19 protein-coding genes are annotated in these 21,313 nt (G+C 68.3%); 8 read left to right on the top strand and 11 right to left on the bottom strand.

Annotated features, from left to right (window positions below; translation table 11 throughout):
• Nucleotide 1: 1 nt before the first annotated feature.
• Genes truA through def form a run of 3 tightly spaced genes read right to left on the bottom strand, consistent with a single transcriptional unit; the run spans nt 2 to nt 2,270 of the window.
• The gene (truA, locus tag ACEQX1_RS09600; RefSeq protein ID WP_188076975.1) at nt 2-781 is read right to left on the bottom strand and encodes a tRNA pseudouridine(38-40) synthase TruA; all 780 of its coding nucleotides are present in this window, start codon (nt 779-781) and stop codon (nt 2-4) included.
• Nucleotides 781-1,740: a methionyl-tRNA formyltransferase gene (fmt, locus tag ACEQX1_RS09595; protein WP_370195090.1), complete on the bottom strand. Its 960-nt coding sequence runs from the start codon at nt 1,738-1,740 to the stop codon at nt 781-783. Before fmt ends, truA begins: the two co-directional genes overlap by 1 nt.
• Nucleotides 1,741-1,757: 17 nt before the next feature.
• Complete coding sequence (def, locus tag ACEQX1_RS09590; RefSeq protein WP_024351634.1) at nt 1,758-2,270, bottom strand: peptide deformylase; 513 nt, start codon at nt 2,268-2,270, stop codon at nt 1,758-1,760.
• 165 nt (nt 2,271-2,435) lie between these two features.
• Here def and ACEQX1_RS09585 point away from each other — a divergent pair, with 165 nt between their 5' ends.
• From ACEQX1_RS09585 to ACEQX1_RS09575, 3 genes are all read left to right on the top strand, one after another.
• Nucleotides 2,436-3,617 (top strand): DNA recombination protein RmuC, encoded by a 1,182-nt coding sequence (locus tag ACEQX1_RS09585; protein WP_370196773.1) that lies wholly within the window; start codon nt 2,436-2,438, stop codon nt 3,615-3,617.
• A gap of 192 nt (nt 3,618-3,809) precedes the next feature.
• Nucleotides 3,810-5,321, top strand: a complete 1,512-nt coding sequence (locus tag ACEQX1_RS09580; protein WP_370196772.1) for a trypsin-like peptidase domain-containing protein — start codon at nt 3,810-3,812, stop codon at nt 5,319-5,321.
• A gap of 175 nt (nt 5,322-5,496) precedes the next feature.
• Nucleotides 5,497-5,805, top strand: coding sequence for a hypothetical protein (locus ACEQX1_RS09575; protein ID WP_370195677.1), 309 nt, complete (start codon nt 5,497-5,499; stop codon nt 5,803-5,805).
• Between the two features lie 66 nt (nt 5,806-5,871).
• Here ACEQX1_RS09575 and ACEQX1_RS09570 read toward each other — a convergent pair whose 3' ends face one another.
• A complete protein-coding gene (locus tag ACEQX1_RS09570) occupies nt 5,872-6,591 on the bottom strand; it encodes a pyrimidine 5'-nucleotidase (protein WP_029703511.1) in 720 nt (239 codons plus the stop codon).
• 88 nt (nt 6,592-6,679) lie between these two features.
• Between ACEQX1_RS09570 and ACEQX1_RS09565 the strand changes: the two genes are divergently transcribed.
• On the top strand, nt 6,680-7,585 hold the full coding sequence (locus ACEQX1_RS09565) for an EamA family transporter (RefSeq protein ID WP_370196771.1): 906 nt from the start codon (nt 6,680-6,682) through the stop codon (nt 7,583-7,585).
• A 120-nt stretch (nt 7,586-7,705) separates the two neighbouring features.
• Nucleotides 7,706-8,920 (top strand): MFS transporter, encoded by a 1,215-nt coding sequence (locus ACEQX1_RS09560; RefSeq protein WP_370195679.1) that lies wholly within the window; start codon nt 7,706-7,708, stop codon nt 8,918-8,920.
• Here the strand turns inward: ACEQX1_RS09560 and argB are convergent.
• Nucleotides 8,917-9,819: an acetylglutamate kinase gene (gene argB / locus ACEQX1_RS09555; protein WP_024351641.1), complete on the bottom strand. Its 903-nt coding sequence runs from the start codon at nt 9,817-9,819 to the stop codon at nt 8,917-8,919. The two genes, ACEQX1_RS09560 and argB, sit on opposite strands and share 4 nt — an antisense overlap.
• A gap of 222 nt (nt 9,820-10,041) precedes the next feature.
• Between argB and ACEQX1_RS09550 the strand changes: the two genes are divergently transcribed.
• Entirely contained in the window at nt 10,042-10,608 is a 567-nt protein-coding gene (locus ACEQX1_RS09550; RefSeq protein ID WP_370195681.1) for a histidine phosphatase family protein, read from the top strand.
• 10 nt (nt 10,609-10,618) lie between these two features.
• Here the strand turns inward: ACEQX1_RS09550 and ACEQX1_RS09545 are convergent, their stop codons facing one another.
• The 3 genes from ACEQX1_RS09545 to ACEQX1_RS09535 all read right to left on the bottom strand — a co-directional run bounded on the left by ACEQX1_RS09545 (nt 10,619) and on the right by ACEQX1_RS09535 (nt 14,480).
• Nucleotides 10,619-12,523 carry a propionyl-CoA synthetase gene (locus ACEQX1_RS09545; protein WP_370195682.1) on the bottom strand — a complete coding sequence of 635 codons (1,905 nt, stop codon included), beginning with the start codon at nt 12,521-12,523 and terminating at the stop codon, nt 10,619-10,621.
• 186 nt (nt 12,524-12,709) lie between these two features.
• Entirely contained in the window at nt 12,710-13,525 is an 816-nt protein-coding gene (locus tag ACEQX1_RS09540; protein ID WP_370195683.1) for a DUF6064 family protein, read from the bottom strand.
• A gap of 10 nt (nt 13,526-13,535) precedes the next feature.
• The gene (locus tag ACEQX1_RS09535) at nt 13,536-14,480 is read right to left on the bottom strand and encodes an aldo/keto reductase (protein WP_370195684.1); all 945 of its coding nucleotides are present in this window, start codon (nt 14,478-14,480) and stop codon (nt 13,536-13,538) included.
• 408 nt (nt 14,481-14,888) lie between these two features.
• Between ACEQX1_RS09535 and xylA the strand changes: the two genes are divergently transcribed.
• Entirely contained in the window at nt 14,889-16,202 is a 1,314-nt protein-coding gene (gene xylA / locus ACEQX1_RS09530) for a xylose isomerase (RefSeq protein ID WP_370195685.1), read from the top strand.
• 118 nt (nt 16,203-16,320) lie between these two features.
• Nucleotides 16,321-17,778 (top strand): xylulokinase, encoded by a 1,458-nt coding sequence (gene xylB / locus ACEQX1_RS09525; protein WP_370196770.1) that lies wholly within the window; start codon nt 16,321-16,323, stop codon nt 17,776-17,778.
• A gap of 51 nt (nt 17,779-17,829) precedes the next feature.
• On the opposite strand, the gene ACEQX1_RS09520 is transcribed toward xylB, so the two are convergent.
• The 3 genes from ACEQX1_RS09520 to xylF form a co-directional block, all read right to left on the bottom strand.
• Nucleotides 17,830-18,582, bottom strand: a complete 753-nt coding sequence (locus ACEQX1_RS09520) for an ATP-binding cassette domain-containing protein (RefSeq protein WP_029703515.1) — start codon at nt 18,580-18,582, stop codon at nt 17,830-17,832.
• Between the two features lie 80 nt (nt 18,583-18,662).
• Nucleotides 18,663-19,973 carry a sugar ABC transporter permease gene (locus ACEQX1_RS09515; protein ID WP_370196769.1) on the bottom strand — a complete coding sequence of 437 codons (1,311 nt, stop codon included), beginning with the start codon at nt 19,971-19,973 and terminating at the stop codon, nt 18,663-18,665.
• 198 nt (nt 19,974-20,171) lie between these two features.
• Nucleotides 20,172-21,215 carry a D-xylose ABC transporter substrate-binding protein gene (gene xylF, locus ACEQX1_RS09510; protein ID WP_228239915.1) on the bottom strand — a complete coding sequence of 348 codons (1,044 nt, stop codon included), beginning with the start codon at nt 21,213-21,215 and terminating at the stop codon, nt 20,172-20,174.
• Nucleotides 21,216-21,313 lie beyond the last annotated feature (98 nt).

Raw genomic sequence — 21,313 nt, 5'->3', positions numbered from 1 at the left:
TTCAGCCCGGATAGGGCGGCAGGGTGCGCTTCGGCGCGGTGCCGTATTCCACCCGGGTCAGATACAGCCCGTCCGGCGGCGCCACCGGGCCGCAGCGCTTGCGGTCGCGGGCTTCCAGCGCGGCAACGAGGTCCGCCTCGCTCCAGCGGCCTTCGCCGACCAGCTTCAGCGATCCGGCGAATGAGCGGATCTGGTTGTGCAGGAAGGACTGCGCCATGGCGTGGATGTGGATCTCCTCGCCCGGGCCGCGGACGACATCCAGCTGCTCCAGCGTGCGGATCGGGTTCTTCGCCTGGCAATGGGCGGAGCGGAAGGTATCGAAATCGTGGGTGCCGACAAGGCGCTGGGCTGCCGCGTGCATGGCATCGACATCGAGCGGCTTCGACACCCACCAGACACGGCCGATCAGCAGTGCCGTCGGCGCCCGTCGGTTGAAGATGCGGTAGAGATAGAAGCGCTTGCGGGCCGAGAAGCGGGCGTCGAAATCGTCGGCCACCCGCTCGGCCGAGAGGATCGCGATGGGCGCGTCACGCAGATGCGCGTTGAGCGCGTCGCGCACCGTGTCTGGCTCCCAGTCGCGCTGCAGATCGACATGGGCGACCTGGCCGCTCGCATGGACGCCGGCATCGGTGCGTCCGGCCGCGAACAGCGTCGCGGCTTCGCCGGTGAAGCCTGCCACCGCCGTCTCGATCACCTCCTGCGCCGACAAATCGGTCTTCTGACGCTGCCAGCCGCAATAGGGCGTGCCGTCATATTCGATGGTCAGCTTGAAACGGGGCATCAGGCCGCGCCGGCGCGGCCGCCCGCCGGAACCGGCGTTCCCTTGAGAAGCTCTTCGGCGCTCATGCGGCGTCCGCCAGCCCGCTGCAACTCGAGGACGCGAAGCGCGCCCGTGCCGCAGGCGATCAGCAGCCGGTCGTCGAGAAGCGTGCCGGGCGCGCCGTCGCCAGTCTCGGCCGCAGCGCGCAGGAACTTCACCCGTTCGGGCGCGCTGCCGAAGTTCATCATCGTCCAGGCGCCGGGGAAGGGCGAAAAGGCGTTGATCCTGCGGGCAATGCCGGACGCGTCGCCGGCGAAGTCGAGCGCCGCCTCGGCCTTGTCGATCTTGGCGGCATAGACCGGCGCGCGGCCGGTGCGGGCGGCGATCGAGTCCTGATCCTCGAAGGTCAGGGTGCCGGCTTCGAGCTTGTCGAGCGCTTCGACCATCAGCGTCGCGCAGATCTCCGCCAGCCGGTCGTGCAGCTCGGCGGTCGTGTCGGTCGCGGCGATCGGGGTTTCGGCGGTCAGCGCAACCGGGCCGGTGTCGAGGCCGGCTTCCATCCGCATGACCATCATGCCGGTTTCGGCATCGCCCGCCTCGATGGCGCGCTGGATCGGCGCGGCACCGCGCCAGCGCGGCAGCAGCGAGCCGTGGCCGTTGAGACAGCCCTGGCGGGGCATGTCGAGCACTGCCTGGGGCAGCAGCAGCCCGTAGGCGACCACTACCGCGACGTCGCAGTCGAGGGCGGCGAAGGCTTCGCGATCGGCCGGATCCTTGAAGTTCAGCGGCGCGCGCACCGGCAGGCCGAGCCGTTCGGCCTCGCGCTGAACCGGCGAGGGCGTCAGCGTCAGGCCGCGGCGGCCGGCCTTGCGCGGCGGCTGGGTGTAGACGGCGGCGATGTCGTGACCAGCCGCCGCCAGGGCGGCGAGCGTCGGCACCGAGAAGGCCGGCGTTCCCATGAAGACGACGCGCAGCGCCATGGTCCCCTCCGCGTCGCTCAGGCGGTCCTGCGGGCGGCCTTGGTGAACTTCTTCACCACCATGTCGCGCTTCAGCTTGGAGATGTGATCGATGAACAGGACGCCGTTCAAATGGTCGAGCTCGTGCTGCACGCAGGTCGCCAGAATGCCGTCAGCGGTTTCCTCGTGCATCTTCCCGTCGAGGCCGAGATAGCGCACCGTGACCTCGGCCGGCCGTTCGACCTCGGCGTAATAGTCCGGGATCGACAGGCAGCCTTCCTCGTAGACGCTGACCGCGTCGGAGGTTGTCAGGATCTCCGGATTGAGGAAGATGCGCGGCGCGTTCTCCTCCTCTTCCTTGGAGACGTCGATCACCATCATGCGCAGCGGCTCGCCGATCTGGATCGCGGCAAGGCCGATGCCGGGGGCATCGTACATCGTCTCCAGCATGTCGTCGGCGAGGCGACGCACCTGGTCGTCGACCGTTTCGACAGGCTTGGAGGTCTGGCGCAGAACCGGGTCTGGCAGGATGATGAGGGGCTTGATCGTCATGGCGTTCAGGTAATGGCTGGCACGAAGCCGGTCAATCTCGGATGAAGGCCGCGGCCGGCTTTCCGCCGGTCCGGATGATGGCCCCGCCGTCGTCAGGCGGGGCGGGATGGTCTATGTTCGCGTTTTGGTCCCGATTCGTTAAGGGTCGCCCGCTAGAGTTCGGTCATGGACAGCGCCGCCTTCGCCGCAGCCTTCTCGGCTCCCGTCATCTTTCTCGGCGATCATCCGCTGACGCTGGCCGAAGCGTTGCTGGCGGGGTTGGCAGCCCTGTTCTTCATCTTGTGGCGGCGGGCCAGCCGCGCCGCGCGGGAGGCGGGCGACCATGCCGACCGCAGCGACAGCGAGGCATCGGAGCGGCTCGACGCGGTGCTGCGCTCCCAGGCCGAGATCACCGGCCGCATGCAGACCATGGCCGAGATCATCGGTTCGCGGCAGGCGGACCTGACCCGGACGCTGGCCGAGCGGCTCGACGGTCTGTCCACCCGCGTCGGTCAGTCGATCCGCGAGACCGGCACGGCGACCAGCGCCTCGCTGACCGCCCTGACCGAACGGCTGGCGGTGATCGACCGGGCGCAGGGCGAGATCCGCGGGCTCGCCGGCGAGGTCGTCCGGCTGCAGGACATCCTGTCCAACAAGCAGAGCCGTGGCGCCTTCGGCGAGGGGCGGATGCAGGCGATCGTCGCCGACGCGCTGCCCTCGGCCGCCTATTCCTTCCAGGCGACCCTGTCGAACGGCAAGCGGCCGGACTGTCTGATCCGCATGCCGAACGGCGCGCCGTCGCTGGCGATCGACGCGAAGTTTCCGCTGGAGGCCTTCACCGCCCTGCGCGAGGCCGAGAGCGACGAGGCGCGGACCTTCGCCGCCAGCCGGATGCGCCGCGACATGGACGTGCATGTGCGGGCCATCGCCGACAAATATCTGATCCCCGGCGAGACCCAGGACACGGCCTTCCTGTTCGTGCCGTCCGAGGCGGTGTTCGCCGAACTGCACGAGCGTTTCGAGGATATCGTCCAGAAGGCCTACCGGGCGCGGGTGGTGATCGTCTCGCCATCGCTGCTGCTCCTGTCGATCCAGGTGGTGCAGGCGATCCTCAAGGATGCCCGGATGCGGGCCGAGGCTGGGCGTATCCAGAAGGAGGTCCGGCTTCTGGGCGAGGACCTCGTCCGGCTCGACGCGCGGGTGTCGGCGCTGCGTACGCATTTCGGACAGGCGGGCCGCGACATCGACCAGATCCTGGTGTCGACCGACAAGCTGATGCGGCGCGGCGAGCGGATCGAGGCGGCGGAACTCGGCGATGACGGAACGGCCACCGGGCCGGTGACACGCACGGCGCCGGGCACCGTCTGACCGCGGTCTGAAGCGGACAGCAACAGGCCGGATGTCTACTGGCGGAACTTTCGTCAGTCGCAGGAAGAATTGCATTCGCAACCATATTAAGAAAAAGTAAAGGACTCGTGGATCGATTTCGCGCATCCTACGTTGCTTGTCTGTCACCGGTTGATGATGGGGGATGACATGCGGCGCTCGGCGCGGGTTTTGATGACGGTACTGGCTCTGGGCACCATGCCCATGGCGACGCCGTCTTTCGGCGCGCAGGGCTCGCAACTGGCCGTCGCCTACAACGACCAGACCGATCTCGATTTCCGCAAGGGCCTGCAGATCCGCCTGTCCTGGACCGGCGACTACGCCGGTGCCTTCGACGGCCACATCGCGGCATCCTCGCTGCGCGCCATTCGCGATTTCCAGGCCCGGCACGGCATGGTCGCGGACGGCGTTATCGACGAGGCGATGCTGCGTCTCCTGATCCAGAAGTCTGACGGCGCCGAAGCGGCGACCGGCATGGCGCTGATCGATGATGCGGTCACCGGCCAGCGCGTGCCGCTGCCGATGCGTCTCGTCGAGGATCTGGGTCCGACGGATGTCGGCCATCTGTGGCGCGCCGCCGACAAGACAGTCGAGATCGAGACCGTCCGCATCGCCGGCACCGGCCAGACCCTGCGCGGCCTGTTCGACGTTCTCAGCACGCCGACCCCCGACCGCAGCGTTGCCAATGCCGAGTTCGGTGGCGAGTGGTTCACCCTCGACGGCAATGCCGGCGACCACCATTATGTCATGCGCTTCTCGGCAAAGGGTGGCGATCTGCGCGGCTTCTCGGTGTCTTACGCCAAGGACCGGGCCAAGGTGATGCGGCCCTATGTGGCTGTGGCCGGCAATCTGTTCGAGCCCTTCGCCGGCGAGCCGCAGGCGCCGCTGGTCGCCTCGCGCGAGCCGAACGCCTTCTCGGCGCTGCTAGCTCGCAGCCACACCAATGGCGCCTTCGAATCCCGCTATGCGATGGCCTCGGTCGACCCGAAGCAGCCGAATCTCTTCGAGATGCCGTCCCCGGCCCCGGCCAAGGCCGCGCCGGCCCCGGTTCCGCAGAAGCCGGAATTCGACATGGCCGGCAGCGGCTTCGTCGTCTCGAGCGATGGCTGGCTCCTGACCAACGCCCATGTCGTGCGGGCCTGCACCAGCGTGCTCGTCGGCGAGCAGCAGGTCGCCACGAAGACGATCCTCGACACCGACAACGACCTGGCGCTGGTCAAGGTCGACGGTGTGGTCGGCGAGCCGCTGGCGATGTCCGTGTCGAAGCCGCGTCTGGGCGAGGACGTCCTTGCGCTCGGCTACCCGCTGCGTTCGATCCTGGCCGATTCCCTCAACGTGACCCGCGGCAACGTCTCGTCGCTCCTGGGTCTGGCCAATGATGAGCGCTATCTGCAGATCTCGGCGCCGGTGCAGCCGGGCAATTCCGGCGGCCCCCTCGTCGATCTGGCAGGACGTGTCGTCGGCGTGGTCACCGCCAAGCTGAACGCGGTGGCGGTCGCCGATGCGACGGGCGACATCCCGCAGTCGATCAATTTCGCCGTCCGCCCCGATGCGGCCGTCGCCTTCCTCGACCGCAACGCCGTCGCCTATGAGACCGCCGACGCCTCGCTGCCGCTGGAAAGCGTCCCCGACGCCACCGCGGCGGTGAAGGATTCGGTTCTGCCGATCATCTGCGTCGGTCGCTGAATTCGCGGCATCTCCCGCGCAATCCATGAAGAATGCCGTCGCCGGTTCTCTGCCGGCGGCGGCATTTTGCGTTGGGGCGTGCTGATCGCCCGTTCCGGAACCCGCGTCGCGGACGCGGCGTTGCTTCCGCAAGATCACCGGCGCGATGCGCCGTGACCCGGGACAGGAGAACGCAATGACGAAGACCGACACCGACTCTCAGATGATGCGCGACCAGCAGGATCGCGACACGCCCCAGCACATGGCCAAGGACGGCGAGAAGCACCCGGCGGAGCGCAGCGATCTCGATGCGCAGAGCAAGGCCGAGCGCGAGCAGGCGAAGGGCGGCACGGCGCCCAACGGCACCGAACAGATGGAAGCGATCTTCGAGGCCAACCAGAAGGGCCCCAAGAGCGGGAAAGCCGAATCCGACCTGATTGCCGATGCGGCGACCGACGGGCAGGCAGGGCTGGCGCGCCCGAACCGGTCGCTTCTCGGCGACTGACATCGATGACACGCGACGAGCAGGCAGGGCGATCGGATCTCATCCGGTCGCCCTTTTGCATCGCGCCTAGCGGATGGAGCGCAGGAAGGTCGTCAGGTCGTCGGTGACGAAGTCGATATGCTCGCCGTCGCGGCCTTCGTGCTCCCACACGTCGCCGAAGCTCTCTTCCAGGTTGCGCGGCACGATCAGCACCGTGCGCATGCCCAGCGCCTTGGGCACTTCCAGATTGCGCGCCAGGTCCTCGAACATCACGGCGCGCTCCGCATCGACCCGGTGCAGGCCAAGGAACTTGTCGTAGGTCTGGGAGGCGGGCTTGGGCACCAGCCCGGCCGCGACGAGGTCGAAGATATCCTCGAAATGGTCGAGAATGCCGAGCTGACGCGCGGCGCGTTCGGCATGGCCGCGATCGCCATTGGTGAAGATGAACTTGCGGCCCGGCAGGGCGCGGATCTCGTCGCCCAGGGCGGTGTCGGGCGCGAGCCAGGAATAGTCGATGTCGTGGACATATTGCAGGAAGGCGTCGGGATCGACGTCATGCTCCTGCATCAGCCCGCGCAGGGTCGTGCCGTAGCGCCGGTAGAAATCCTTCTGCACCACCCGCGCCTCGTCCTTCGGCAGCGTCAGGAAGTCCGAGACGAAGGCCGTCATCCGCTGGTCGATCTGCGAGAACAGGTTGGTGTGGCGCGGATACAGAGTGTTGTCGAGATCGAAGACCCACTCCGTCACATGGGCGAAATCCTGCGGGCGGGCATCGGCGGTCTGGCGGATCGGCGAGTGAGCGGTCATGGGGTCCGGAAGGTTCGAGCGTCGGGCGCCTTGCCAAGCGTCGCCGAATAGGGGAGCGAGGGCGGTAAGACAAACTGACGGATCGCCCGTGCCGCTCTGGATTCCGATTACCATCACCGCCGCCTTCCTGCAAAACCTCCGCTCGTCGCTGCAGCGACAGCTGAAGGGCCGGATGGGCTCGACCGGCGCGACCTTCGCGCGCTTCGGCTTCGGCTTTCCCTTCGCCGTGCTCTACATCGTGGCGCTCGACATCCTCGGCGGCGCCACCCTGCCGGGGGTGAACGCGACCTTTCTCGTCGCCGTGGCGGCGGGCGGCATCGCCCAGATCCTCGCGACCTTCCTGCTGGTCTATCTGTTCGGCTTCCGCAATTTCATGGTCGGCACGGCCTATTCCAAGACCGAGCCGGTGCAGGCGGCGATCTTCGGCCTGATCATCCTCGGCGAGACGATCTCCTGGCTCGCCTTCGGCGCGATCCTGGCGGGCGCCTTCGGCGTCGGGCTGATCTCGATCGCCGGGCGCAAGGGCGGCACCAGCCTGCGCCGGGCGCTCTTCTCGCGCGAGGCGGGGATCGGCATCGCCTCGGGCGCCTTCTTCGGCATCTCGGCCGTCTGCTTCCGCGGCGCGTCGCTGTCGCTGGAGGAGGGCGGCGTACTCGCGCGGGCGGCGACAACGCTCGTCTGGGCGACCGGCATCCAGACCGCCGTGATGCTCGTCTGGATGGCGCTGAAGGACCGGGCCGAACTCGTCGCCGTCGCCAGGGCCTGGCGGCCGGCGCTGCTGGTTGGCCTCGTCGGCGTCTCGGCCTCGGCCTGCTGGTTCACCGCCATGACGCTGGAAAAGGTCGCCTATGTCCGCGCGCTCGGCCAGATCGAACTGATCTTCACCTTCGCCTCGTCGGTGTTCTGGTTCCGCGAGAAGATCGCCCGGCTCGAGTTGGCCGGTTGCCTGCTGATCGTCGCCGGCATCCTGACATTGCTGGGCACCGCCACCTGACAGCGCGTTCGCGCCGGGCCAGCGCCGCGGCAGTTCAAGTCGCAGCGAAGCAAACCGGGGCGGCCGCAAGGGAACCGTGACGGGGCCACGATCTTTTCCTCGCCGGATCGGAGCGAGGTCATGACGCCATTCATCAAGCTGTCCGCGGCAGGCTTCGCGGCGACCGCCATCACCTTCGGGCCCGCCCGCATGGGGTTCGGCCTGTTCCTGGCCGAGTTCAAGTCGACCTTCTCCCTGTCGACCGGCATGGCCGGCGTGATCTCGGGGATCGGCTTTTTCGGCTTCTTCCTGGGGCTCCTGATCAGTTACGCGATGACCGCGCGATCCGGGCCGCGCATGCCGGTGGTGTCCGGCCTGTTCGCGGCATTGGTCGGCATGGCGATCGTGGCAGCGGCGCCGAATGCCTGGGTACTGGCCGCCGGCGTGTTCCTCGCCACCTCCAGCGCCGGTTTCTCCTGGGCGCCGTTCAACAACGCGGTGCATCGGCTGGTCGACGAGGCCCGGCGCCCGGCGACGCTCTCCATGGTCAGCACCGGAACCAGCCTCGGCGTCGCGGCTGCCGGCGCGACGGCCCTGATGGTCAGCTATGGCGAATTGTCCTGGCGCTACGGCTGGGCTGGGTTCGCGGTGGTCGCAGCCCTGGCACTGGCCGGCAATATCGGGGCGCTGCGCGAGCTGGCCGGCGATCCCGGCCCTCCTGGGAAAGGAAGCTGGAAATCGCTGATCGCCGAGCCGGCGCGGCCGCTCCTGTGGATCGCCCTGTCCTTCGGCATCACCACGACGATCTACATCTCCTTCGCCGCCGACCGGATCCAGCAGGCCGGCGGACTGCCCGGCATTCCGGAAGGCGCGGCGCCGGCCATCGTCTTCCTGTCCTATGGCATCTTCGGGCTCGTCGGCCTGACGACGGGGCGGCTCAAGACGCTGATCGGGCTGCCCTGGCTCCTGCGGCTTCTGCATGTCGCCGCGGCCGCCGCGCTGGCGTTGATCGCCCTGGCTCCGAATTCCTGGACCGGCGTGGTCGTCTCGGCCGGGCTGCAGGGCGCCTATGTGATGATGATGAGCGCGGTGATGGCCTTCTGGTCGGAGGAACTGTTTCCCTCCATGCCGTCGCTGAGCTTCACCGAGGCCCTGCTGGCGGTGGCCGTCGGCAGCGTCGTCGGTCCGCTCGTCGCCGGTTTCGCCTCGAGCGCCTTCGGCCCGGAAGCGATGTTCCTGGGCGCTGCCGGCATCGCCGCGGTCACGGCGGCGGGCATCCTGCCGCGGATGATCCGCGAACGCTGGCCGCGCGAGGCGGGCGCTGGCGGCGGGGCCATGCGCCGTCGCAGCGCCTAGGGGACGATCAGCGTGCCGGCGCCATGCTCGGTCAGGAGTTCCAGAAGCACCGCGTGGCGCTTCTTGCCGTTGAGGATCACGACGCCCTCGACGCCATTCTCGATCGCCTCGATGCAGGTCTCGACCTTGGGGATCATGCCGCCGGAGATCGTGCCGTCGCGGATCAGGGTGCGGGCCTCGGCGACGGAGAGCTCCTTGATCAGCTCGCCGGACTTGTCGAGGACACCCGGCACGTCGGTCAGGAACAGGAGGCGCGAGGCTTCCAGCGCGCCGGCGATGGCGCCGGCGAAGGTATCGGCATTGATGTTGTAGGTGGCGCCGTCGCGGCCAGGCGCGACCGGGGCGATCACCGGGATCATCTCGGAGCGGGCGAGAAGGTCGAGGAGAGTGCGGTCCACCTCGACCGGTTCGCCGACGAAACCGAGATCGAGCACCCGCTCGATGTTGGAATCAGGATCGACGACCGTCTTGCGGGCCTTCTCGGCGAAGACCATGTTGCCGTCCTTGCCGCACAGGCCGATGGCCCATTCGCCCTCGGCATTGATCAGCGCGACGATTTCCTTGTTGATCGAACCGGCGAGGACCATCTCGACGATCTTCACCGTCTCCTCGTCGGTGACCCTGAGCCCGCCCTCGAAGCGCGATTCGATGCCCATCTGGGACAGCATGCGGCCGATCTGCGGGCCGCCGCCATGCACGACGATCGGATTAACGCCGGACTGCTTGAGCAGGGCGATGTCGCGGGCGAAGGCCTGGCCGAGATCGGCATTGCCCATGGCGTGGCCGCCATATTTCACCACGACAGTCTTGTTCTCGTAGGCCTGCATGAACGGCAGCGCCTCGGCGAGGAGGCGGGCCTGGGTCTCGCCGGTGTCCGGCTGCGGATCGGAATGGTTCATGGGCGGTCTCCGGACCCCGTGCTGATGCGTCGCGGGCGGCTTCTAGCCGGAATTGGCGACAAGAGAAACTGCCGGGCGGCACAGAAATGGTGGCCGGTCGTGTGCATTGGGCGCTGCGGCATGTCGTCCGCCTCACGCGATCGTGGGGCGCTGCGCCCTGTCGGATCCGACCCGATGCCCGAAATTCCGCGCGTTCCCCAACAGACCGGAGCGCTGCCCGCCATGCGAAATGCCGTGACCGCCTGCCTTGTCTCTCTGATGCTTCTGGGCGCCGCCCAGAGCACGTCGGCACAGGATGCCCTCGATGCGGCGCGCGCCGCGGACAGCCACATCCTCATGCGCCATGCGATCGCGCCGGGCACGGGCGATCCGGCCGCCTTCAGGCTCGGCGACTGTTCGACCCAGCGCAATCTGTCCGAGGAGGGGCGGGCGCAGGCGCGGCGCATCGGCGACCGGCTGCGCGAGGCCGGCGTCGCCATCGACGTGGTTCTGGCAAGCCAATGGTGCCGGTCCAGTGAAACCGCCGAGCTCCTGGGTTTCGGTCCCGTCATGGCCGCGCCGGAGCTGAACTCCTTCTTCGCCGATCGCGGCAAGGGCGCGGCGCAGACCGATGCGCTGAAAGCGCGGCTCGCGGAGCTCGATGCGGCCGGCCGGAAGGCGGCGCTGGTCAGCCATCAGGTCAACATCACCGCGCTGACCGGTATCTACCCGGCCTCAGGAGAAATCGTGGTGATCGCCCTCGGCGAAGACGGCGACGTCACCATCGAGGGGCGTATCCGCACCGACTGACCGGCGCGGCTCAGTCGCCGGAGACGGCGCGGCGGATGTCGTCGAGGGCGGTCGCGTCCTCGATGGTCGCGGGGGTCTCGTAATCGTCCCGGTCAACGATCGCCTTCATGGTGCGCCGCAGGACCTTGCCGGAGCGGGTCTTGGGCAGCTTGTCGACCACGAGCACGCGCTTGAAGGCGGCGACCGGCCCGATGCGTTCGCGCACCAGCGTGATCAGCTCCGCCTCGATCTGACCGCGATCCAGCTGGCTGGTGTTCTTCAGGACGACGAAGCCGCAGGGCAACTCGCCCTTCAGCGCATCGCGCATGCCGATGACGGCGCATTCGGCCACCGCCGGATGGCCGGCCACGGCCTCCTCCATCTCGCCCGTCGACAGGCGGTGGCCGGCGACGTTGATGACGTCGTCGGTGCGGCCCATGACGTAGACATAACCCTCCTCGTCGATGAAGCCGGCATCGGAGGTGGAGTAATAGCCGGGGAAGGCCGTCAGATAGGCGTCCTTGAAACGGTCGTCGGCGTTCCAGAGGGTCGGCAGGGCGCCCGGCGGCAGCGGCAGCTTGATGGCGATGGCGCCCATCTCGTTGGGCGGCGCCTGTTCGCCCATGGCATTCAGCACCTGCACGTCGAAGCCGGGCATGGCGACGCCGGGGCTGCCGCGCTTGATCGGCAGGAGGCCGAGCCCGAGCGGATTGGCGGCGATCGGCCAGCCGGATTCGGTCTGCCACCAATGGTCGATGACGGGCCGCTGCAGGGCCTTCTCGGCCCAGATCAGGGTTTCCGGATCGGCACGCTCGCCGGCCAGGAACAGCGCCTCGAACTGCGACAGATCGTAGTCGCCCGGCAGCTTGCCGTCGGGGTCCTCCTTGCGAATGCCGCGGATCGCCGTCGGGGCGGTAAAGAGCACCTTGACCCCGTGTTCGGCGGCGACGCGCCAGAAGGTGCCGGCGTCCGGCGTGCCGATGGGCTTGCCCTCGAACAGGACCGTGGTGCAGCCGCGCAGCAGCGGCGCGTAGACGATGTAGGAATGGCCGACGACCCAGCCGACGTCGGAGGCGCAGAAGAACACCTCGCCCTGGTCGGTGCCGAAGATCGCCTGCATCGACCAGTGCAGCACCACCATGTGGCCGCCGGTGTCGCGCACGACGCCCTTCGGCTTGCCGGTCGTGCCCGACGTATAGAGGATGTAGAGCGGGTCGGTGGCCTTCATGGACGCGCAGGGCACCTCGCGCCCGGCGGCAATGGCGGCCATCGCATTGTGGCGCAGTTCGTCCCAGTCGTGGTCGCGGCCCTCGATCAGTTCGCAGTCGAGTTCGGGGCGGCGCAGCACGATGCTGGCGGCCGGCTTGTGGGTGGCCAGTTCGATCGCCTTGTCGAGCAGCGGCTTGTATTCGACCTTGCGGGTCGGCTCGATGCCGCAGGAGGCCGAGAGGATCAGCTTGGGCGCCGCGTCGTCGATGCGCGCGGCCAACTCGCGGGCGGCAAAGCCGCCGAACACCACCGAATGGATCGCGCCGATGCGGGCGCAGGCCAGCATGCCGATCATCGTTTCCGGCACCATCGGCATGTAGATGATGACCCGGTCGCCCCGGCCGACGCCGAGATCGGTGAGATTGGCGGCCAGCGCCTTCACCTCGACCAGCAATTCGCCATAGGTCAGCTTGCGCTTGCCGCCGGTGACGGGGGAATCGTGGATGATCGCGACCTGGTCGCCGCGTCCGGCCTCGACATGACGGTCGATGGCGTTGAAACAGGTGTTGCATTCGCCGTCGGGAAACCAGCGGCCATAAACGCCGGCATCGGGGTCGAGGGCGCGGGTCGGCTTCTTCGTCCAGACCAGCTTGCCGGCCGCGTCGAGCCAGAATTTCTCCGGGTCGCTTCGGCTGGCGTCGTAGACCTCGTGATAGCGGCTGGCCATGGTCGTTCCTCCCCGTTGCGCCTCGTGCTGGTGCGCTGCCGCCGCACCGGATTCCGCGAACTCCCCGCCGCGCCTGACGACAGGTACGGCGTTCCAGGAGGGTAACCTAACGACCGGTGAGGGGAAGGGACATTCGCCTTTCGGCGCGGACGCGGGCGGCCATGGGGCCTGGCGCAGGGTCGCCGCTCAGGTTCGTCCGGTGCGGGCGCCGGTGTTGTGCGGGCTGGTGGGCAGGAAGGTCGCGGCAAGGCCACGCGGGACGGCTGCGGTCTCGGCCGGCCTGATCGCCGGCAGGGGATCGGTGACGGCGTTGTCGCGCGGGTGGCGCGCCGGCAGCAGCAGGATTACCAGCCCGACCATCGTCGCAGCGGCCAGGAGCAGCGCCTCGGCCGGCGTTTCGAGGAGCCACAGCGTCATGGCGCTTACTGCCAGCCACAGCAGCGGCAGCGCGGCGAGGGGCAGGGCCAGCCGCCGATGCGGGACGGTGACGGCGAGAAGGCCGATGGCGACGAGGGCCGTGGGGTCCGGAGCCAGCGCGAACCATTCGAGGCCGTCTGCTGCACGGCCGAACAGCCAGCCGGCCAGCGGATGGACGAAGAGGCCGTAGAAGGCAAAGGCCGTTCCCGCCAGGAGACGGGGCGATGAAAGGGTGACGCGCGGCTGTGCTGACCGGCCGAGGACGACGGACGCCACGAGAAGGAGGCCGGCCTCGGCAACGAAGGCCCAGCCCGGATAGATCGCGGCCCAGTTGATCGTCGCATAGACGCCGAAGAAGAACAGCCAGGCGGACGCCGCAAAGGCCGACGCCAGCAGGGCCGCGCTGGCCGGTAGAGCCCAGCGATGCCGTGCGGTCGTGAGCCCGAGGCAGGCCAGCGCCGCCGCGATGCCGACAACCGGAACCGGCCAGGCGCGCGCGTTGAGCTGCGCGAAGAGATCCCGGTAGATCGCCGCGTCGAACAGCAGGAAATCCTGCAGGCTGTAGGTGGACAGATCGGCCAGCATGAGAGCGGTCTTAGAGATTGTCGAAGGCGAGGGCCATCTGCCGGCGCTGCGAAGCATCGGGCATGGGCCCGGTCGCCGCGGCCATGTTCTCGCGCAGATGGTCGACGCGGCGGGTTGCCGGGATCGCGAGGGTCAGCGCCGGATGCGAGACGATGTATTTCAACAGGAATTGCGGCCAGGTCTCCGCACCGATCTCGCCGGCGACGGCCGGCAGCGGCTGGCCGGCAACCGCGTCGATCAGCGCCCCGCGCCGGAACGGACGGTTGGCGATCACCGCGATGCCGCGTTCGGCGGCCAGCGGCAGCAGCCGTTCTTCGGGCTCCCGGTCGGCCAAATTGTAGGTGAGCTGCACGAAGTCGATCGGCCGGCTTTCCATGATTGCCGCGACCTCCGCGTGGCGGCGGCCATGGGAGGTAGTGATGCCGATATGGCCGATGCGGCCCTCCGCCTTCATCGTAGCCAGCGTGTCGAGATGCCCCTCCCAGCCGACGAGATTGTGCACCTGCATCAGGGCGAGGCGCGGAACGCCCCACAGGCGCTCGGTCTCGGCGATCTGCGCGGGGCCGTCGGAGGGCGAGCCCGTCCAGACCTTGTCAGCGGCAAACAGGGTATCGGGGATGCCGAGCTGGCTGAGACCGTGGCCGATGGTTGCCTGGGACGAGCCGTACATGGGCGAGGAATCGATCATGCCGCCGCCCGCTTCGAAGAAGGCCTGCATGACGGCGGTTCGCTCGGCCAGCGCTTCGGCATTGTCACCGACATTGAAGGTGATCCAGGTGCCGAGCCCGACGACCGGAATGGCGACGCCGCTGGACGGGACGGTCTTCGTCGCGAGGGGGCGTGACCCCGCACCTGCGGCCGGCTGCGCACCGGCGCGGGACAGGCCGAGCGTCGCGGCAAGGCCGGTGGCGGCGGCGCCGGTCAGGATGGTCCGGCGGTCGAACGAGTGCGGCATGGGATCCTCCGGTCTGGGTATGTCGATGTGCAACCAGAGGAGAGCACGGAGGTTGCGGCGGCGCGACCGCGTGCCGCTCACGATTGTCTCAGACGGCCGTCAACAGCTCGGCCAGACGGTCAGAAAGCACTCGCGGCGAATTTTTGAGGTGCGTACTTCAAAACGCGGCGAGCCTGCGCGATACTGTGCGGGAAGACGCGGCGTGGGGGCTCGCTCGACTGCCCCGCGCCGATCCGGGAGGATGCCATGATGACGGGAGAAGCCGCGCGCGCGGCGCGCGATGCGCCCGGCGAAAGCCGGGCGTACGGGCAATTGTGGCCGCGTTCTTCCGGCCCGCCCTCATCCCTTCACGCCTGACACCACCGCCATTCCCGTGGGCACAAAGCCCGACCATCAGGAAGCTCTCCCATGTCCAACATTTCCTTCTTCGATCTCTCGACGCCGGTCGCCTTTGCCGGCGAACAATCCACCGACCCGCTCGCCTTCCGCTTCTACGACAAGGACCGGCAGGTCATGGGCAAGCGGATGGAGGACCATCTGCGCTTTGCCGCCTGCTACTGGCATTCCTTCACCTGGCCGGGTGGCGATCCGTTCGGTGGCGAGACCTTCCTGCGGCCCTGGATGCATGGCGACGATCCGCTGGCGCTGGCCCGCCAGAAGGCCGATGTCGCCTTCGAGATGTTCCGGCTCCTCGACGTGCCGTTCTTCACCTTCCACGACGTGGACGTCGCGCCCGAGGGCGCGTCGCTGCAGGAATCCAACGACAATCTGAAGGCGATCACCGACATCTTCGCCCAGAAGATGGAGAGCCAGAAGGTGCGCCTGCTCTGGGGCACCGCCAATCTCTTCTCCAACCGGCGCTACATGGCCGGGGCGGCGACCAATCCCGATCCGGACGTCTTCGCCTATGCGGCCGGGCAGGTGAAGGCGGCGCTCGACGCCACCCATCGCCTTGGCGGTGCGAATTATGTCTGCTGGGGCGGCCGCGAGGGCTACGAGACCCTGCTCAACACCGACATGAAGCGCGAACTCGACCAGCTCGGCCGGTTCTTCGCCATGCTCGTCGACTACAAGCACAAGATCGGCTTCGAGGGTCCGATCCTGATCGAGCCGAAGCCCAAGGAGCCGACCAAGCACCAGTATGATTTCGACGCGGCGGCGGTCTTCGCCTTCCTGCAGAAATACGATCTCCTCGGCGAGGTGAAGCTCAATATCGAGCAGAACCACGCCATCCTCGCCGGTCATTCCTTCGACCACGAGGTGCGCTACGCCTATGCCAACGATCTGTTCGGCTCGCTCGACGTCAATCGCGGCGACGACCTCCTGGGCTGGGACACCGACCAGTTCGCCATGGATGTGAAGGAACTGGCGCTGGTCTTCCACGAGATGCTGCAGCATGGCGGCTTCACCACGGGCGGGCTCAATTTCGATGCCAAGATCCGGCGCCAGTCGATCGATCCGGACGACCTGCTGATCGCCCATGTCGCCTCGATGGACGCCTGCGCCCGTGGCCTGCTCGCGGCCGAGAAGATGCTGGCCGACGGCGCGCTGACCAGGCATGTCGACGACCGCTATGCCGGCTGGGACGGCGGCGAGGGCAAGGCGGTGCTTGCCGGCGAGCGCAGCCTGGAACAGGTCGCCGCGCGGGCGCTCGACCTCGACCCGCAGCCCCGCTCGGGCCGGCAGGAATATCTCGAGGGCGTGGTCAACCGCTACGTCTGACGGCTTGAGAAAGCCTATGCCGCGCGGCACGGTCTGACCCGGTCGGGCTTCCTTGCCGCGGCGGCCCGGCGCAAGCTCGACGAATCCGCATGAACCTGCGGCCAGTGAAGGACGTGACATGAGCAATTATCTCGGCCTCGATCTCGGCACCTCCTCGCTGAAGGCGCTGCTGATCGGCGACGACCAGCGCGTCATCGCGTCCGCTTCGGTGCCGCTCAGCGTCGAGCGGCCGCAATTCGGCTGGTCGGAGCAGGACCCCCAGAGCTGGATCGCGGCCTGCGAGACCGCGCTGGGCGAGTTGTCCGATACCCATGGCGCCGAACTCGCGGCGGTGGCCGGCATCGGCCTGTCGGGGCACATGCATGGCGCGACGCTGCTGGGCGCGGATGACGCGGTCCTGCGGCCCTGCATCCTGTGGAACGACACCCGCAGCCACGAAGAGGCGGCCGAACTCGACGACGAGGAATCGCGGGCGATCACCGGCAACATCGTGTTTCCGGGCTTCACCGCGCCGAAGATCGTCTGGGTCGCGCGCAACGAGCCGGAGGTCTTCGCCCGGCTGCGCCGGGTGCTGCTGCCGAAGGACTATCTCCGGCTGTGGCTGACCGGCGAGGCCGTGTCGGAAATGTCGGATGCCGCCGGAACCGCATGGCTCGACACCGGTGCGCGCGACTGGTCGGCGCGGATGCTGGAAAAGACCGGGCTGACGCCGGGCCACATGCCGCGGCTGGTCGAGGGTACGGCGGTTTCCGGCGGCCTGCGCCCCGAACTCGCCGCGCGCTTCGGCATGAAGGAAGGCACGGTGGTGGCCGGTGGCGGCGGCGACAATGCCGCCTCGGCCTGCGGCGTCGGCGTTGCCGAACCCGGCACCGGCTTTTTGTCGCTGGGCACCTCGGGCGTGCTGTTCACCGCCTCGGCCGGATACGAGCCCGCGCCGGAGACCGCGCTGCACACCTTCTGCCACGCCATTCCCGGTCTCTGGCACCAGATGGGCGTGACCTTGTCGGCGGCCGGCTCGGTGGAATGGCTGTCGAAGCTCCTGAAGGAGGAGCCGGCAGCGCTGACCGGCGCCCTGGGCGAGACGGTGCAGGCGCCCGGCCGGCTGACCTTCCTGCCGTATCTGTCGGGCGAGCGCACGCCGCACAATGATTCCGAAATCCGCGGCGTCTTCGCCGGGCTGGAGGCCGATACCGGCCGCGAGGCGATGACCCGCGCCGTGCTGGAGGGTGTCGCCTTTTCCATGCGCGATTGCCTGGAGGCGGGCGGCGAAGCGGCGCGTCCGCAGCGGCTGATTGCCGTGGGTGCCGGTTCGCGCTCGGCCTACTGGCTGCAATTGTTGGCGAATGTGCTGGACACGGAGATCGCCCTGCCCGAGGCGGGCGATTTCGGCGCCGCCTTCGGGGCGGCCCGGCTCGGCGTCTGCGCGGCGACCGGCGACGATCCGAAAGCGGTGATGACCGAGCCGCCGATCGCCCGGCGTTTCCGGCCGGACAACGCCCACGGGCGGGCCTTCGACGACGCCTACCTGTTCTATCGCCGGCTCTACCCGGCGCTGCGCGCCGCCATGGCGGACTGACGCGAAACGTATTCGGGCGCGAGAAGCTCCCGCGCCCGATCAAACGAGCTGCTATTCGCGCATCGCGCCGGGGCCCGGAGTTGCGCCGGGCGGGCACTTGCCGAGGATGATCATGCCGAGGACCTCGTCCTTAGTGACGTCCTCGGTCCGTGCGCCGCCAACGATCTGGCCGTTCTTCATCACCACCACCCGGTCGGCGAGGTCGAAGACGTCGTGGATGTCGTGGCTGATCAGGAAGATGCCGATCCCGTCCTTCTTCAGCTCCTTGATCAGTTCGCCGACCTGCGCGGTCTCCTGCGGCCCGAGCGCCGCGGTGGGCTCGTCCATGATCAGGATCTTGGCGTTGAACAGGATCGCCCGGGCGATGGCGACGGACTGGCGCTGGCCGCCAGAGAGTGCCTTCACCGGTTCCTTGAAGCGCTGGAAGTTCGGGTTCAGCCGGCCCATCACCTTGCGGGCCTCGGCTTCCATGGCGCCGTCGTCGAGCGTGCCCCAGGGGGTCAGCATCTCGCGCCCGAGAAAGAGGTTGGCGGCGGCGTCGACATTGTCGGCCAGCGCCAGCGTCTGGTAGATCGTCTCGATGCCATAGGCCTTGGCATCGCGGGGATTGGCGATCGCCGCCGGCTCGCCGCGCACATGGATCTCGCCGGAATCGCGCTTGTAGGCGCCCGACAGGATCTTGATCAGCGTCGACTTGCCGGCGCCGTTATGGCCGAGCACCGCGACCACTTCGCCGGGATAGAGATCGATGGTCGCGCCGTCGACGGCATGGATGCCGCCGAAGGCGATCGAGATGTCGCGCATGTCGACCAGCGGCGGACCGCTGCGGTCGACGGGGTCGCTGTGACCGGCGCCGTGGTCGTGGATGGACTGCTCGGTGGCGCTCATGCGGCCCTCCTGCGATAGACGGTGTCGATCCACACGGCGATGATCAGGACCACGCCGACGACGATCGACTGCAGCGGCGAATCCACGCCCAGAAGCACCATGCCCGACTGCAGCGACTGCATGACCAGCGCGCCGAGCATGGCGCCGATGATGGTGCCGGCACCGCCGGCGAGCGACGTGCCGCCGATGACCGCCGCGGCGATGACGTAGAGCTCGTCCAGCGTGCCCAAGGCATTGGTGGCGGCGTTGAGGCGGGCGGTGGAGATCGCCGCGCCGAGGGCGGCAAGGCCGCCCATCAGCATGAACACCTTCATGACCACCCAGCGGGTGTTGATGCCGGCGAGCTCGGCGGCTTCCGGATTGCCGCCGATGGCGAAGACGTAGCGGCCGAAGCGGGTGCGCTGGGTCACGAAGGTCATGACGATGCCGACGACGATGGCGATCAGCACCGGTACGGCGACACCGTAGCCGATATGCAGGCCGCCTTCCGGCACCTCGATGCCGGCGGCCTCGGCGTAGCGCCGGGCGATGGCGGACGGCCATTCATAGGCGTTGAGGACCAGCGCGGCGCCCAGGATGATGATGGTGGTGACGGCGGCGATGGTCACCTCCGCCCAGACCGGTCGCTGCGGGAAGCCGAAGCGCACCCGGCGCTTGCGGGCGAAGACCAGCGAGGCCACGACGGCGATGCAGGCGAGGATGGCGAGGATCCACGTCCAGGTCTCGCCGAGCGAGCCGGTGGCGCCGCCGCCCATCAGCCGGAAGGTGTCGTCGAGCGGAGCGACGGTGCGACCCGAGGTCAGCCACCAGGCGCCGCCGCGCCAGATCAGCAGGCCGCCCAGCGTGACGATGAAGGCCGGCACGCCCATGAAGGCGATGATGTAGCCCTGCAGGCCGCCGATCACGACACCGACGAGGATGCCGGCGGCAAGGGTGAGAAGCCAGGTGAAGGGGCTGTCGAAGCCGAGCATGCCGGGCAGGATGTTGGCCTGCAGCGCGGCCATGGCCATGCCGGTGAAGCCGAGGATCGAGCCGACCGACAGGTCGATGTTGCGGGTGACGATGACCAGCACCATGCCGGTCGCCATGACCGCGATGGACGAGGTCTGGACGGTCAGGTTCCACAGATTGCGCGGGGTCAGGAAGATGCCGCCGGACAGGACGTGGAAGACCAGCCAGATCACCAGGAGCGTGCCGACCATCCCCAGCATGCGGGTGTCGACTTCGGTGGCCCGGACAAATCGGGACAGGCCGCCTCCCGTCGACGCGCGGGCGCCGACGCTGGGTTCGGATGCCGACTGGCTCATGCTCGCCTCCCTGGCGCAATCACGCTGGTGCGGCGCCGGGCGAAATGGGCCCGGGGCAAGGCGTTCAGCGCTGTCCTGTTGGAATGTTGCACCCGATCCGGCCGTGGGGGAAGCGCCGGGCCGAGGACCGGGCGTTCGAGCAGGCCGTGAGGGTGAAAGGCCGCCCCCTGTTGGGGAGCGGCCGTCCTGTCGTCTGGCTTAGTCGCAGGCCGGGACCGAACCGGCCTCGACGCCCTGGCAGACCACGTCCTTCGACACCCAGCCGGCGTCGATGATGGTGTCCAGATTGTCCTTGGTGATCGCCACCGGCTTGAGGAAGATCGCCTGCATCTCGGTGCCGTTCGGGCCGCCGGACCAGGATTCGACGCCCTCGACCTCGTTCATGGCCGTGCCGTCCGCGAGATCGATGGCGATCTCGGCGGCGCGCTTGCCCAGCTCGCGGGAATCCTTCCAGACCGAGACGGTCTGCGTGCCGCGGGCGATGCGGTTGAGCGCGGCGAAGTCGGCATCCTGGCCGGAGACCGGCACGGAGCCGGCCAGACCCTGGGACTCCAGAGCCGCCACGGCGCCGCCGGCGGTGCCGTCATTCGAGGCGACGACCGCGTCGACCTCGTTGTTGTTGGCGGTCAGGATCTGTTCCATGTTCTGCTGGGCGTTGGCCGGCAGCCAGCCGTCCGTATAGGCCTCGCCGACATTCTTGATCTTGCCGGAATCGATGGCTTCCTGGAGCACTTCCATCTGGCCCGAGAACAGGAAGTCGGCATTCGGATCGGCCGAGGAGCCCTTGATGAAGGCATAGTTGCCTTCCGGCTGGGCCTTCTGGACCTCGCGCGCCTGGATGCGGCCGACTTCCTTGTTGTCGAAGGTCAGGTAGAAGGCGTCCGGGTTCTCGATCAGGCGGTCGTAGCCGACCACCGGGATGCCGTTGTTGACGGCGGCCTGCACGGCCGGGCCGATGGCGGCGGAATCCTGCGCCAGGATGATCAGCGCGTCGGCGCCCTGCGAGATCAGCGATTCCACGTCGGTGAGCTGCTTGGAGGCCGACGACTGGGCGTCCGCTGAAATGTAGGTGGCGCCAGCGGCCTCGAGGGCCTTCTTGATGGCCGCCTCGTCGGTCTTCCAGCGCTCTTCCTGGAAGTTGGACCAGGACACGCCGACGGTCTTGCCGTCCTGCGCGGCGGCCGATCCGGCGGCAGCCATCGAGAACACCGCGCCAGCCAGCGCGAGCTTCAGAAACTTCATGATTTTCCTCCCGGCGCCATGGCGCCCGCTTTCCGGTCCCCGGCCCACATCCCGGCCGTCGAGACTTTTTCCAAGCCTCGGAAAAAATCGTGACAGCA

Source organism: Aurantimonas sp. (genome assembly GCF_964217435.1).
In the GTDB taxonomy this organism is placed as follows: Bacteria; Pseudomonadota; Alphaproteobacteria; order Rhizobiales; family Rhizobiaceae; genus Aurantimonas; species Aurantimonas coralicida.
Note: the sequence above shows the minus strand (reverse complement) of the source record. Positions and strands in the feature narration are given on the sequence as shown.